The 13339-nt window shown below is 69.9% G+C and carries 15 protein-coding genes; 6 read left to right on the top strand and 9 right to left on the bottom strand.

The genetic code is table 11. The features are described from left to right. The first annotated feature begins 71 nt into the window (after positions 1 to 71). Positions 72 to 875, top strand: a complete 804-nt coding sequence (locus B2R83_RS05980; RefSeq protein ID WP_292039137.1) for a ThuA domain-containing protein — start codon at positions 72 to 74, stop codon at positions 873 to 875. Position 876: 1 nt separating this feature from the next. Here B2R83_RS05980 and B2R83_RS05975 read toward each other — a convergent pair whose 3' ends face one another. The 4 genes from B2R83_RS05975 to B2R83_RS05960 all read right to left on the bottom strand — a co-directional run bounded on the left by B2R83_RS05975 (position 877) and on the right by B2R83_RS05960 (position 6238). Further along, positions 877 to 2394: a family 43 glycosylhydrolase gene (locus B2R83_RS05975; protein WP_292039134.1), complete on the bottom strand. Its 1518-nt coding sequence runs from the start codon at positions 2392 to 2394 to the stop codon at positions 877 to 879. 5 nt (positions 2395 to 2399) lie between these two features. Then, the gene (locus tag B2R83_RS05970) at positions 2400 to 3704 is read right to left on the bottom strand and encodes a glycoside hydrolase family 28 protein (protein WP_292039131.1); all 1305 of its coding nucleotides are present in this window, start codon (positions 3702 to 3704) and stop codon (positions 2400 to 2402) included. Positions 3705 to 3799: 95 nt separating this feature from the next. Continuing rightward, the gene (locus B2R83_RS05965) at positions 3800 to 5596 is read right to left on the bottom strand and encodes a peptidoglycan D,D-transpeptidase FtsI family protein (RefSeq protein WP_292039128.1); all 1797 of its coding nucleotides are present in this window, start codon (positions 5594 to 5596) and stop codon (positions 3800 to 3802) included. Further along, on the bottom strand, positions 5597 to 6238 hold the full coding sequence (locus B2R83_RS05960; RefSeq protein WP_292039125.1) for a trimeric intracellular cation channel family protein: 642 nt from the start codon (positions 6236 to 6238) through the stop codon (positions 5597 to 5599). A 115-nt stretch (positions 6239 to 6353) separates the two neighbouring features. On the opposite strand from B2R83_RS05960, the gene B2R83_RS05955 reads away from it, so the two are divergent. Together B2R83_RS05955 and B2R83_RS05950 are read left to right on the top strand one after the other, a co-directional pair. After that, positions 6354 to 7241, top strand: coding sequence for a LysR family transcriptional regulator (locus B2R83_RS05955; protein WP_292039124.1), 888 nt, complete (start codon positions 6354 to 6356; stop codon positions 7239 to 7241). Between the two features lie 25 nt (positions 7242 to 7266). Continuing rightward, positions 7267 to 7659, top strand: coding sequence for a hypothetical protein (locus tag B2R83_RS05950; protein ID WP_292039121.1), 393 nt, complete (start codon positions 7267 to 7269; stop codon positions 7657 to 7659). A 2-nt stretch (positions 7660 to 7661) separates the two neighbouring features. Here B2R83_RS05950 and B2R83_RS05945 read toward each other — a convergent pair whose 3' ends face one another. From B2R83_RS05945 to B2R83_RS05930, 4 genes are all read right to left on the bottom strand, one after another. After that, positions 7662 to 8756 carry an FUSC family protein gene (locus tag B2R83_RS05945; RefSeq protein ID WP_292039120.1) on the bottom strand — a complete coding sequence of 365 codons (1095 nt, stop codon included), beginning with the start codon at positions 8754 to 8756 and terminating at the stop codon, positions 7662 to 7664. A gap of 7 nt (positions 8757 to 8763) precedes the next feature. Beyond that, positions 8764 to 9189 (bottom strand): DoxX family protein, encoded by a 426-nt coding sequence (locus tag B2R83_RS05940; protein ID WP_292039119.1) that lies wholly within the window; start codon positions 9187 to 9189, stop codon positions 8764 to 8766. A 70-nt stretch (positions 9190 to 9259) separates the two neighbouring features. Next, positions 9260 to 10045, bottom strand: a complete 786-nt coding sequence (locus tag B2R83_RS05935; protein ID WP_292039116.1) for a DODA-type extradiol aromatic ring-opening family dioxygenase — start codon at positions 10043 to 10045, stop codon at positions 9260 to 9262. Between the two features lie 99 nt (positions 10046 to 10144). Further along, entirely contained in the window at positions 10145 to 11047 is a 903-nt protein-coding gene (locus B2R83_RS05930; protein WP_292039114.1) for a LysR family transcriptional regulator, read from the bottom strand. Positions 11048 to 11149: 102 nt separating this feature from the next. Between B2R83_RS05930 and B2R83_RS05925 the strand changes: the two genes are divergently transcribed. The 3 genes from B2R83_RS05925 to B2R83_RS05915 all read left to right on the top strand — a co-directional run bounded on the left by B2R83_RS05925 (position 11150) and on the right by B2R83_RS05915 (position 12406). Continuing rightward, positions 11150 to 11524, top strand: coding sequence for a group III truncated hemoglobin (locus tag B2R83_RS05925; protein ID WP_292039112.1), 375 nt, complete (start codon positions 11150 to 11152; stop codon positions 11522 to 11524). Between the two features lie 10 nt (positions 11525 to 11534). Continuing rightward, a complete protein-coding gene (locus tag B2R83_RS05920) occupies positions 11535 to 11810 on the top strand; it encodes a DUF1971 domain-containing protein (RefSeq protein ID WP_292039110.1) in 276 nt (91 codons plus the stop codon). A gap of 101 nt (positions 11811 to 11911) precedes the next feature. Beyond that, a complete protein-coding gene (locus tag B2R83_RS05915; protein WP_292039108.1) occupies positions 11912 to 12406 on the top strand; it encodes a universal stress protein in 495 nt (164 codons plus the stop codon). A 72-nt stretch (positions 12407 to 12478) separates the two neighbouring features. Here B2R83_RS05915 and B2R83_RS05910 read toward each other — a convergent pair. After that, positions 12479 to 13339 (bottom strand): HAD-IC family P-type ATPase (locus B2R83_RS05910; protein WP_292039105.1); only part of this gene is annotated, 861 nt, incomplete at its 5' end.

Below are 13339 nucleotides of genomic sequence, written 5' to 3'. Positions count from 1 at the left end.
GCAGGGCCATGCGCACGAGCTGTCTCCACTCGCTACCATGCAAGCCTGCTCATCCGAACAAGAAGGACATCATGCTCAAACCGATCGCCGGCGCCGCCGCACTCTTCTTCTCCACCCTCCCCGCGGCGCATGCCGAGGCGCCCAGGCCGGTCAAGGTGCTGATCGTCAGCGGCGGCTGCTGCCACGACTACCCGCGCCAGCGCGCGGTGCTGGAACGGGCGCTGAAGGAGCGCATGCCGGCGGAAGTCAGCCACGTCTACCACGATCCCGGGCCCGGAGAAAAAGCGACGCGCCCGGCGCTGCCCATCTACGGCAATCCGGGCTACGCCGACGGCTACGACGTGGTGATCCACAACGAATGCGCGGCCGACGAGGACAGCGCGCAAGCGCTCGACGCCGTGCTGGCGCCGCACCGCAAGGGCATCCCGGCCGTGAACCTGCACTGCGCGATGCATTCCTACCGCTCGGGCGATTGGCGCCGGCCGGTGAAGGCCGGCGACGCCAATGCGCGCTGGTTCGAGTTCACCGGCATCCAGTCCAGCGGCCACGGGCCGCAGTCGCCGATCCGCCTGAGCCTGGCCGGCAAGGAGCATCCGATCGTGAAGGGATTCGTGCCCTACACCACCGGCAGGGACGAGCTGTACAACAACCTGAGCAGCTTCGGCGTGACGCCGGTGCTGACCGGGACGCAGCCGGAATCGAGCATCGAAGCGGACCGCGCCAAGGTCTATACGGTGGCCTGGACCCACCTGTACGGACCGCAGCGGGTGCGCGTGTTCAGCACCACGCTGGCCCACAACGCGGCCGAGATGGAAGACCCGCGCTACCTCGACCTGGTCGCGCGCGGCGTGCTGTGGGCGGTCGGCAGGCTGTGACTCAGTCGCGGACCAGGCTGACGTCGTCCAGCATCAGCCACTGCCCGTCCTTGCCCTCGGTGTAGACCCCGACCTGCACGCTACCCTTGCGCACGTCGATGCCGGGCAGCGTGACCTGCGTCCATGCGCCAAGCGCCCCGCTGAACTCGCGCGCGACTTCCGGTCCGCCATGGCCGCTGGCGAACAGCCGTGCCACGCCCTGCCCCCCGCTACTCCTGACCCAGGCCCGCAGGGTGTAGCTGCCGTTCGGCAGTGTGATGTCCTGGATCGCGCTGCCCATGCTCGGATCGGCATGCCTCAGCACCAGCGCCCAGCGGCTGTTGCGGCCTTCCAGGGTGTTGACGATCGGCGCGGCGCCTTTGATGCTGGTCCAACTGGTGCGCCAGCCGGCCACGCTGGTTTGCGTGACGCGGTCGGCCTCGAATCCGGGATTGCGCACGTAGTTGTTGCCCTTGCCGACCGACCAGCTGCCCTTGGCGGCATCGAGCCTGAATTCGCTGAGCGAGTTGAACACCGGTTTATCGCCCTCGAAGGAGAGCGGCGTCCAGATGTTGTAGCCGATGCCGTTGGCGGCGTAGTTGCTCCAGCGGTCGCCCGCGTACAGCACCGTCGTGCCTTCGCTGCCCTGTACGGGAACGAAGAAGCCGTTCTGCGACACGTGCGAAAAATCGGCCTCGGTGCCCTCGATCAGCCGCTCCGGCGTGTAGGGGCCGGTGATGCTGGTCGCGGTCATGTAGAAGCTGCGCGAGGCGTTCCAGCCGTGCAGGTCCGACGAGCAGAAGTAGTACAGGCCCTTGTACTTGAACATGGCATTGCCTTCGCGCCCGCCGGCCGGCGCCGAATGCACCAGGGTGGCCGGTTCCACGGCCAGGAAGTCCGAGGCGCGCAGCGGCGCCACGTACAGCTTGCGCCGGTCGCCCCCGCTGCTGAACACCAGCCAGGCCTGGCCGTCGTCGTCGACGAACACGGTCTGGTCGCCCGACGTCGGCGTGGCGACCCGGTCGATCCGGGTCTGCAGGCGCTGGTACACGAAGGGGCCGGTGGGCGAATCGCTGGTGGCGAACAGCACGCCGCTGCCGTTTTCCTGGCTGCCGTACTGGGTCAGCAGCACGTACTTGCCGCTGCGCTTGTTGTGGACCACGCCCAGGCGCCCGACCCAGCCCGGCTTGTCGAACATCTTGCCGGCGGCTCCCGCCTTGAGCACCTCGCCTTCGAACTTCCAGTTGACCAGGTCGGTGGACGAGTAGGCCGTTACCGCGCTGAACGTCGGGTTGGCGTTATTGGGCTTCGGGACCGGCTCCCTGGCGTAGCTGACCGCCTCGGCGTACTTGGCGCCGTACCAGTAGTAGATGTCGCCGACTTTCAGGATGCCGCCGCCCTGCGAGTAGATCGGCGTGCCGGACGTGTCCTTCCAGAAGACGCCGTTGCGGATGGTCGATTCGGCGGCGCAGGCGATCGGCGCCAGGCCGCCGAGCCCTGCACATATGAGCAGGATTTGTAAATCGCGGCGTGGATTCATGAACATCATTGATGAGTCGCCACCCGCTTGCCGTTGACGACCACGTTCTCCATCCGCAGATTGGCGACGTCCGCCGTATCGAGCTTGTCGCCCTGCAGCTGCACGTCGAAGTCCTTCAGCAAGACGTCGCTGATCGAAGTCTGCCCCGGATTCGGCTTGATCGTCCCGAAGGCCTTGAGGCGTCCGCGGATGCCCACCAGGCTGATGTTGCGCACGATCGACTTCGGTGGCGGTGCGCCCTTCAGGTCGACATACTGGGTCCAGGGCTGGATCGTGACGATCTGGCCGCCGGAATTGTCGACCGTGATGTTCCTGAAGTGGATGTTCTCGTAGTGCTGCGGTGTGTCCGGGCGCAGCTTGAAGACCGCCAGGCTGTCCACCTTGCCCGTCACCCGGCAATCCTCGATGAGGACGTCGCGCACCAGCGTCGCCTCGCTGCCGAGGGCCAGCATGTGGTGGCCGCGCCGGAACTCGCAGTTGCGTACCCGGACGCCGATCACCGGCGGGCTGTCCTTGTCCTCCATCGCGAACGGCCCCTTCGAGCCCTTGGCGGCGATGCAGTCGTCGGTCACCGAGAAGTAGCAGCCCTCGACCAGCACGTGCTGGCAGCTGTCCAGGTCGATGCCGTCGGAGCTGGGCGCCTGGTGGTAGTCCTCGGGCACCACGAAGCGGGCATTGCGCACCGTGACCTGCTGGCAGCGGTACAGGTGCAGGTTCCAGAACTGGGAGTCCTTGAAGGTGACGCCCTCGATGCTGACGTCCTTCGAGCGCTCGATCAGGGCCAGGCGGGCGCGCGGGATGCCGATGTTCTTGAAATTGTGCGGATCGGGCGCGGCATTGCGCAGCTTCCAGAACAGGTCCCAGATCGGTCGGCCGGCGCCATCGAAGGTGCCGGCCCCGCTGATCCGCAAGCCGTCGCAGCCGTTCGCATTGATCAGCGCCGGATTGAAGTTGGGGGCGAAGTGCCCCTCGATCCGGGTGCGGCCGGCCGGGAAGTGGCGCAGGTCCGTCGAGCAGCGCAGCACCGCGCCTTCGTCCAGGTGCAGGTTGACCTTGGGCTTGAGGAACAGCGCGCCGCTGACGAACACGCCACTGGGGACCACCACCGTGCCTCCGCCCTGCGCCGCCACGTGGTCGATGGTCTTCTGGATGGCTGCGGTATTGACCGTGGCGGCATCGGCGACGGCGCCGAACTCCGTGATCGGAGTGCGCCGCGCCGCTGACGGCGTGGATGGCGAAGCGCAGCCCCATAGGGGAGCCGAGAGTAAGGACAGCGTCAAGGCGCGGCGGGTGGAAAGACGGTTTGGCATGCTGGCTTCCTGATCTCCTGTTTCGTGGGCCGCCGATGCGGCCCCCAAGGTATAGACGAAAACCGGGAATCAGTCTCTAGCCGCCGCCGGGATAATCACATTGTTGATTGCTTCTCGACGGCAGCAGCAGGAGCCGCGTCCTCGTCCGCGGCCTCGGTCGGCGCCGGCAGGATGTCCTCTACCGGCGCGTCCGGCGCGACGTCGAGGGCGCGCAGCGCATCCTGGACCACGCTGGCGAACACCGGCGCCGCCACCCGTCCGCCGAAGTAGCCGCCCTCGGTCGGCTCGTCGATCATCACGGCGACGATGATGCGCGGCCGCGACACCGGCGCGAGGCCGACGAAGCCGGCGATGTAGCGGTTGGTGTAGCGTCCTCCCACCGGCTTGTGCGCGGTGCTGGTCTTGCCCGCCACCCGGTAGCCGGGCACCCGCGCGCGCGGCGCGGTGCCGCCCGGCCAGGTGGCACGCTCCATCATGGCGCGCACCGCGGCCGCGCTGGCGCTCGACAGCACCGGACGTGCGACCGGCGGCTCGTCCACTTTCAACAGGCTGAGCGGCACCATGTCACCGTCGCGGGCGAACACCAGGTAGGACTGGGCCATCTGCATCAAGGACGTCGCCATGCCGTGTCCATAGCTGATGGTGGCCTGCTCGATCGGTTTCCAGGAACGGTGGGGCCGCAGGCTGCCGGCCGCCGTGCCGGGAAAGCCCAGCTGCGGCGGCTGGCCGAAGCCGACCTGCATCAGCATCGACCACATGTCCTGCGCCGGCATCTGCAGCGCCAGCTTCACGGTGCCGACGTTGGAGGACTTCTGCAGCACCTCGGCCACCGTCAGGGTGTCGTGCCGGCCGGCGTCGCGGATGGTGGCGCGGCCGATGGTCAGGCGCCCGGGGGCGGTCTCCACCAGAGTGTCGGGCGTGGCCAGGCCTTTCTCCAGGGCCAGCGCGATGGTGAAGGGCTTGATCACCGAGCCCGGCTCGTAGATGTCGGTCAGGGCCCGGTTGCGCAGCTGGGCGCCGGTCAGACCCTTGCGCTCGTTCGGGTCGTAGTCCGGCAGGTTGGCCAGCGCCAGCACCTCGCCGCTGCCCACATCAAGCACCACGATGGCGCCGGCGGCAGCCTGGTGGCGCTCGACCGCCGCCTTCAGGTGGCTGCGCGCCGCATGCTGGATGCGGCCGTCGATCGCCAGCGCCAGGTCGCGGCCGTCGCGCGCCGGCAGGCGACCGCCCGCGTCTTCGGCGATGCGCCCGAGACGGTCGCGGATCACGCGGCGGCTGCCGGCCGTGCCGCCCAGGCTGGCCTGGTGCGCCAGCTCGATGCCCTCCTGCCCCTGGTCCTCGACGTCGTTGAAGCCCACCACGTGCGCCGTCAAGGCCCCATGCGGATAGTGGCGGCGGCTCTCCTTGCGGGTGTGGATGCCGGCGATGCCGAGCGCCTCGACGCGTCCGGCGGTGGCCAGGTCGACCTGGCGCTTCAGGTAGACGAAGCCGCGCCGCGAATCGAGACGGGCGTCGAGTTCCGCGCGGCCCAGCCCGAGCTGGCGCGCCAGTTCGTCCAGTTGCGCAGGCTGGGCGCCGCGCGCCTCGGCCGGAATCGCCCACACCGCGCGTGCCGGCAGCGACAGCGCCAGCACCTCGCCGTTGCGGTCGAGGATGCGCCCGCGGGTGGCCGGCAGCTCCAGCGTCCGGGCATAGCGCGCCGCGCCCTGCTTTTGCAGGAATTCGTCGGACCACAGCTGCAGCCAGACCGCGCGCCCGGCCAGGGTCGCGAAGGCGGCGAACAGCACCAGCAGCAGCAGGCGCGAGCGCCAGGCCGGCAGGCGGCTCTCCAGCACCGGGCTGGCGCTGAAGGCGTGGCCCTTGCCGGCGGCGACGCGGCCGGTCTCGCCCATCTAGCCGTGCTCCCGCGGCTCGTCGAAGCTGCTGGTGTCGGCTTCCAGCACCGGCAGGGCCAGGCCGAAGCGCAGCGCCAGCAGGCGCAGGGCGAAGCCTGCCGCGATCGCGGCGCTGGTGGCGACACCGGCGGCCACGCCCAGCTCCAGCAGGCCCAGGTAAAGCACCCCGGTGGCCAGGGACACCGTGGCGTACAGGTCGCGCTGCAGCACCAGCGGCACCTGGTTGCACAGGACGTCGCGCAGCAGGCCGCCGAACACGCCGGTGGCCATCCCCATCAGGATCACCACCACCCAGTGCGCGCCGGTGGACGCGGCGATGTCGCAGCCGATCACGGTGAAGGCCACCAGGCCGAGCGCGTCCAGCCACAGGAAAGCCGTCTTGAGGCGATGCATGCGACGCGCCAGCAGGGCCGCCGCGATCGCGGCGCCGACGGTAAAGGCCAGGTATTCGGGATGCGCGACCCAGCCGAGCGGATAGTGGCCGATGAGCAGGTCGCGGATGGTGCCGCCGCCCAGCGCGGTGACGGTGCCGACCACGCACAGGCCGAACAGGTCCATGCGGCGCCGCATGCCCATCAGGGCGCCGGATGCGGCTTCGGCCGCGATGGCGACCAGGTAGATCGTGTGGAGCAGGCTCATTCTCGGGGGCGGCAGGATGGCGGAGTTCGGTGCGGGGCATGGTACGATGCGGCTATCGATGTGTCCAATGCATTATTCTTGCCATATCGATGCATCTTACGCATGAGAGTAGGACGTGAACATCAAGCAGCTGGAACACCTCATCGCGGTCGCCGAAGCGCGCTCCTTCAGCCGCGCGGCCGAGCGCCTGTTCATCACCCAGCCGGCGCTGAGCCGCAGCATCCAGGCGCTCGAGGACGACCTGGGGGCGCCGCTGTTCGACCGCATCGGCAAGCGCATCGAGCTCACGCCGCTGGGCAGCCACGTGTTGACGCGCGCCGCCCGCCTGGTGCGCGATGCGGGCGAGCTGGCGCGCAGCGCCGACATCTTCCGCCAGGGCGCGGGCGGCGCGCTACGCATCGGCATGGGATCGGGTCCGGCCGCCATGCTGATGGCGCCGCTGCTGTGCCACATGGCCGAGCGGCACCCGGGGGTCAAGCTCGGCATCACGCGCGGGCCGCTGGCGCAGCAGCTGGTGCAGCTGCGCGCCGGCCAGCTCGACGCCCTGGTCGCGGACGCGCGCAGCATCGCTCCGGCGGAGGACCTGGTGGCCGCGCCGGTGGGCGAGCTGCGTACCTGTTTCGCCTGCCGCCCGGGTCACCCCCTGCTGGCGCACGACACGCTCGGGTTCGAGCAGTTGCTGGCCTTTCCGGTCGCCTCCACGCCGCTGTCGGACGAAGTGGCGCGCCTGCTGGTGGCCGCCTACGGGCCGGCGGCCCTGCCGGAACAGATGGTCACCCTGCAGTGCGAGGACGTGGCCAGCCTCGTGGATGCGGTCGGCCGCTCGCAGGCCCTGTTCCTGGGATTGGCAGCGGCCGCGCGCGCCGGCGGCCTGGCCGAACTGCCGCTCCGTCCGCGCCTGGACGCCAGGGCGCGCTTCGCCTGCGTCACCCTGGCGGGCCGCACCGAAGCGCCCTTGCTGCCGGCCTTTCGCGCCTTCGCGGCAGGGCTGTTACAGGACTGAAGCTGGAATGTAGGAGAGCATGAAAATGGAAAACCAACAACTCTGGGTCGAGCCGGTCGGCGACATCATCATCGCGCGGATCCGCGGCGCCTGCACCGCAGCGCTGCTCGAGGAATGCCAGCGGCGCGTCATCGCGCTTGTGCAGGACACCCGCCAGGTAAAGGTCCTGTACGACTCGCTCGAAATGGACGTCCCCTCGGTCGACATCGCCCTGGTGCAGCAGGATCTGGAGTCGCGCGCCTGGGAGCGCTACGGCCCCCTGCCCTTGCGCCGGGCGATCCTGGTCGCGAATACCCGCATCGCCTACCGCGCCCGGATCGCCTTCGGCGAACTGGGAGAAGGCAGCTACCGGGTGTTCTACAACGACCTCGCGGCCGCGCTGCGCTGGCTCGACGAGCCGCCGGAAATCCCCGCCTGAGTTCACCGCTCCTGCGCGCCGGCCGGCGCCAGGCGACGCAACCAGGCGCCGGCGACCGCGCGACATCGTGGGTTGTGCAGGCACCAGCCGCCGGCCAGGCCGATCGCGCATCCGAGCAGGGTGTCGACGAAGCGCGCCTGCACCAGCGCGCCCGGCGCCGCCTGGCCCAGGGTCGCCGCTTCGGCCAGCAGGATCGTGAGCGGGGTGATGAGCGCCGTGGCCAGCGCGTAGTGGCGCACCACCAGCATCTCGATCAGGAAGGTCAGCAGCATCACCATCGCCGCCACCGACCAGCCGCCCAGCGGCAGCGACAGCAGGCCCCAGGCCAGGGCCACGCCGGCGCCGGTGCCGAGCACGCGCTGCAGCTGCTTGTTCCATATCGCGCGCAGCGAGACGCCCTGGATCACCGCCAGGCAGCTGACCGGTACCCAGTAGGGCTTGGGGAGCGCCAGCAGCTGCGCGGCCAGCAGCGACAGGCCGACCGCGGCGCCGATCACGACCGCGTCCAGCACCACGTAGTCGAAATCGAAGGCAGGCAGGGGCGGCTGCGATGCCGGCGCGCGGCCGCGCAGCGTGAAGACGCTGTAGCAGAAGCCGACCGCGCAGCCCAGCAGGCCGCCGAAGCCGAACAGGCCAACCATGCGCGGCAGCTCGGCCGCCGTCACCGGGCTGCAGGCGCCGATCGCGGCGGCCATCACGAAGAACAGGCTGCCCGGCGGTCCGAGCGCGTAGATGCGGCAGGTCATCGTCACCAGGATCGTGATCGCGACCAGGGCGGGAATGATCGCCGGCGGCCACAGGCCGCTGGCCGCGCCCAGCGTATAGCAGGCCAGCATGCCGAAGGCGCAGGCCAGCAGCGCCACCATGCGCCGCGCCAGCGAGGTGGCCGGCAGGTACAGGAACACCAGGCCGCCGAGCGAGGCCACCAGGCCGTCGCCGATGCGCCCGAGCGCGGCGCCGGCCAGCAGCGGCAGGCCGGACGACAGCGCCGCGGCCAGCGGCATCGGCCAGGCGCGGTCGCTGGCCTGGATGGTGGTCAGCTGGCGCAGCTCCTCGGACAGGACAGCCCGCAGCCGCTGCCGGCGCGGAAGGCGCATAGTCCGCTCAGTTGAAGCGCCCGGCCGTGCCGCCCAGGCTGTAGCGGCCAGCGCCCAGCAGCGCGACGGCCAGCGCCGCGGCCAGGAACATGCCCTGCAGTTCCAGCGCCCAGCCGCCCGTGTCGCCCAGCGTGAAGAACTGCGCGGTATGGGCCAGCAGCACCGCCACGATCATGTTGATCACCACCACCAGCGCCGCGGCGCGGGTGAACAGCCCGACCAGCATCAGGAGCGGCGCCACCACTTCGCCGACATACACGCCGTAGGCGAACACCCCCGGCAGGCCGGCGCCTTCGACCATGCCGGTGATCGGGCCGATGCCGCCGACCAGCTTGGAAAAGCCATGGAACAGAAGGAGGGCCGCGAGCGCCGCGCGCAGCAGCAGCTTGCCTTCGTCGTCCATGCTGCGGGGTGCAAGGTTTGTGGTTTGCATGATCACTCCTTCCGGATGAGTTGTCTTGACATCATCGCCCTTCGACCGATTCGCGGGCGCACCGTTCGCTTCAGTCGAACGCATAGGCGTCCATCGCCAGCACCCCGTGCTCCACGCTCGCGTGCAGGCGGGTGGCGCGCGCCTGCGGCCCGCCCGCGCCCATGGCGACGAACAGGGGCAGCAGGTGCTCGTCGGTCGGGTGGTTGCGCACCGCGGACGGGGCGCGGCGGCGGTAGTCCAGCAGCTCGGCCTGCTCGCCGTTCTCGAGGGCGGCCTGCATCCAGCGGGCGAAGTCTTCCACCCACGCGGGCGCCGGCGCCTCGACCGCCTGGCCCCGGTATTCGTGCAGGTTGTGGGTCAGCGAACCGGAGGCCAGCACCAGCACGCCTTCGTCGCGCAGCGCGCGCAAGGCCTGGCCGATGCGCAGGTGGGCGGCGGGATCGCCGCCCTGCAGGATCGAGAGCTGGGTGACCGGCACGTCGGCAGCGGGATACATCAGGCGCAGGGGCACCCAGGCGCCGTGGTCGAGCCCGCGCCCGGCGCTGCGTCCGGCCTGGATGCCGGCCTGCTCCAGCAGGGTGAGGGCGCGTTCGGCGAGTCCGGGCGCTCCCGGCGCCGGATACCGGATCTCGAACAGGGCGCGCGGAAAGCCGCCGAAGTCGTGGATGGTGGCGGGTTGCTGCGCCAGGCTCACGGCCGGGGCGCCGATGGTCTCCCAGTGCGCCGACACGGCCAGCACCGCGCGCGGACGCGGCAGCGTCGCGCCGAGCTGTTCGAGGAAGCGGCGCGCCGGGCTGTCCTGCAGCGCCAGCATGGGCGAGCCGTGGGAAATGAACAGGGCGGGAAGGCAGGTCATGGTGTGTCTCCTCGTGAAAGACACCATCTTATTGTCTTATGCGGCGCCGACAAATAGGCTTGAGCGGATAGGACTGTTTCACTTAGCGGAACAATTCGGTCAATCGCGCCAGGGTGGATCCGCAAACGCCTCGACCAGGAAATCGATGATCACCCGCACCTTCGGCGCCAGGAATTTACGCGAAGGATAGACCGCATAGATGCCCAGCGCGATCGAGCGCCAGCCCGGCATCAGTTCCACCAGCCTGCCCTCGGCCAGGTCGGCGCCGACCATGAAGCTGGGCTGGAGGATGATGCCCTGCCCTGCCAGCGCGGCGGCGCGGCAGGTGTCGCCATTGTTGGTGCGCATGCGCGGCTGCACCTTGACGGTTTCCTCGCCGGCGGGGCCGGAAAAGCTCCAGGTGTCGCCGGACGCGAACAGGCTGTAGCCGATGACGGCATGGCGCGCCAGCTCGCCCGGCCGGGCCGGCGCGCCATGCGTGGCCAGGTAGGCCGGCGCGGCGCAGGCCACCAGCCGTGTCGAGGCAAGCCGCCGGCTCACCAGCGAGGACGCGGGCAGCTGGCCGATCCGCACGGCCAGGTCGTAGCCCTCGTCCACCAGGTCGACCACCCGGTCCGACAGGCTGACGTCGAGTTCCAGTCCGGGATGGCGCTCCAGCAGCCGCGGCCACAGCGGCGCCAGGTGCATCAGGCCGAAACTGAGCGGCACATTGGCCCTGGCCACGCCCTGGGCCGTGGTACTGCCCGATCCGAGCTCGGCTTCCGCTTCCTCGAGCCGGTCCAGCAGCTCGCGGCAGCGCGCGTGGAACAGTTCGCCTTCCGCGGTGGTCGAGAGCCGGCGCGTGGTCCGGTGCAGCAGGCGCACGCCGAGGCGCTCCTCGAGCTCGGCCACGTGGCGCGACACCGCCGCCTTCGACATCCCGAGCCGCGCCGCGGCCGCCGTGAAGCCGCCCGCCTCGACCACGGCCGCGAACACGCGCATTTCCTCGAACCTGTCGGTCATCCATCTTTCCCGGGTTGCAATGATGAGGGCGATTCTACCCGCACATCTCGCCTGGCTACGCCGGTTCTGCCACAATGTGGCGGTACACGGGAGCCGCAAGACATGTATCACGAACCGAACCGCCAATCGATCAGCATGCTGGTCAGGGACTTTTATGCCGATATCCGGCGCGACGAGCTGTTGCAGCCGGTATTCGACGGCGCCATCGGCGCCAGCTGGAAACCCCACCTCGAGCGCATGGTGGACTTCTGGTGTTCGGTCATGCTGTCGAGTAGCGAGTTCAAGGGCAATGTCTACGGCAAGCACATGGGCTTGCAGGGCATCGAGGCCGAGCATTTCCGGCGTTGGCTCGGCCTGTTCGAGGCGCATGCGCGGCGGCTGTTCGCGCCGGAAACCGCCGACGCCTTCCTGGGCGCGGCCCGGCGCATCGCCGCCAGCCTGCAGTACGGCTATTTCGGCCGCGTTGAAGTGGCTTGAGGGGAACAACATGAAGCACCTGCCCGCGGGACTGGATCACTACAAGAGCACGCCCGTGTTCGACCAGGACACGGTACCCGCGGGATTGCGGCGCGCGCACCGCACCGCGGCCGGCGTCTGGGGCCGCATCGTCGTCCACGAGGGCAGCCTGCGCTATGTGATCGAGGTGCCGGAGAACGAAGAACACCTGCTCGTGCCCGGGACGCCGGGCATCGTCGAACCGGGCGTGCCGCACCATGTCGACATCGCGGGGCCGGTGCGCTTCTGCGTGGAGTTTCACCGCTAAGCGGCCGTTCGCCCGCGCGGTCCTGCATATTTGATTTGCATCGCATCCCGGGTTTCGGGTATGTTCGATCCTGTCCGCACGCACGACGAAAGGTATACGCCATGTTCCTCGAACGCGTCTGTATCGCCACCGATGGCTCCGACCTGGCTGTCCGCGCCGCCCAGATGGGCGCCCTGCTCGCCCGCTCCGGCGCCGGCCGCGTCGTCGCGGTCTCGGTGGCGCAACCGCACTTCCACCGGCCGGAAAGCGGCACGGCCGCACCGGACAACGAATGCGCCCAGGCGGAATTCGCCCGCGCCCGCCGGGCCGCCCAGGCCCACGTCGAGACGGTGCTGGATATCGCCCGCCAGACCGGCGTCAGCTGCGATGCCGAGACGCCGCTGGCCTCGGCGCCGGGCCCCGACATCATCCGGGTTGCGGAACAACATGGCTGCGACCTCATCGTGATGGGCACGCACGGGCCGAACGACGCGAACCGCCTGTTCGTCGGCAGCGTGGCGCAGTACGTGCTGGCCAATTCCAGCATTCCGGTGCTCCTCCTGCGCGATCCGCGCGAAGCGTCGCAGCCCGACTTCATCGAGGGCGTCGCGTCCTGAACGGGCGGCGCGACGTGATCGGGACCCTCAGCGCAGAATCGCGGCCCGCCTCGCCCCTGTCTTTTGATCGGATCAACTACCCCGGGTCCACGCCGCCATCCACTTGCGCAGCTCCAGCCCGGCCAGCGCCAGCAGCGCCATCCCGAGGGCGGCGGCCAGCGCGGCGGGCGGCGGCGGCGCAAGGTCGAGGATGCCTGCCAGCGCCGGCACAAACATCGCCAGCGCGAGCAGCAGCAGCGCCGCCCCGGCGATCGCCCAGAACACCGGGTTGGCGACCCGCAGCGTGCTCCCGACACCGTCGAGCTGGCGGTTCGACAGCAGCAGTGCGAGGTTGCACAGCACCAGCGCGGCAAACGCGGCGCTGCGTGCCTCCGGTTCCGGCAGCCATGAGAGCGCCCAGGCATACAGCGCCACGAGCAGGGCCAGCACCCAGGCGCCCTGGACCAGCGCACTGCCGACGGCGGCGCGCCCGAACAGGGCTTCGCCGGGCGCGCGCGGCGGGCGCCGCATCAGGTCCGCCTCGGCCGGTTCGTTCTCGAAGGCGAGCGAACAGGCGGGGTCGATCACCAGCTCCAGGAACACGATATGGAGCGGGTACAGCATCACCGGCCAGCCCAGCAGCACGGGCAGCAGCGCCATGCCGGCGATCGGCACATGCATCGCCATCACGTAGCACATCGACTTGCGCATGTTGCCGAAGATCCGCCGACCCGTTGCGATGGCCTCGACCAGCGACGCGAAGCGGTCGTCCAGCAGGGTCAGTTCGGCGGCTTCGCGCGCGACGTCGGTGCCGCGCCTGCCCATGGCGACGCCCACGTCCGCGGCGCGCAGCGCCGGCGCGTCGTTGACCCCGTCGCCGACCCTGGCGACCTTGCGGCCCTCGTGCTGGACTTGGGCGCCCTTGGCGGCCTTGTCTTCGGGCCGGCCCCCGGG

The organism is Massilia sp. UBA6681 (genome assembly GCF_002454935.1).
Lineage (GTDB): Bacteria > Pseudomonadota > Gammaproteobacteria > Burkholderiales > Burkholderiaceae_D > Telluria > Telluria varians.
Note: the sequence above shows the minus strand (reverse complement) of the source record. Positions and strands in the feature narration are given on the sequence as shown.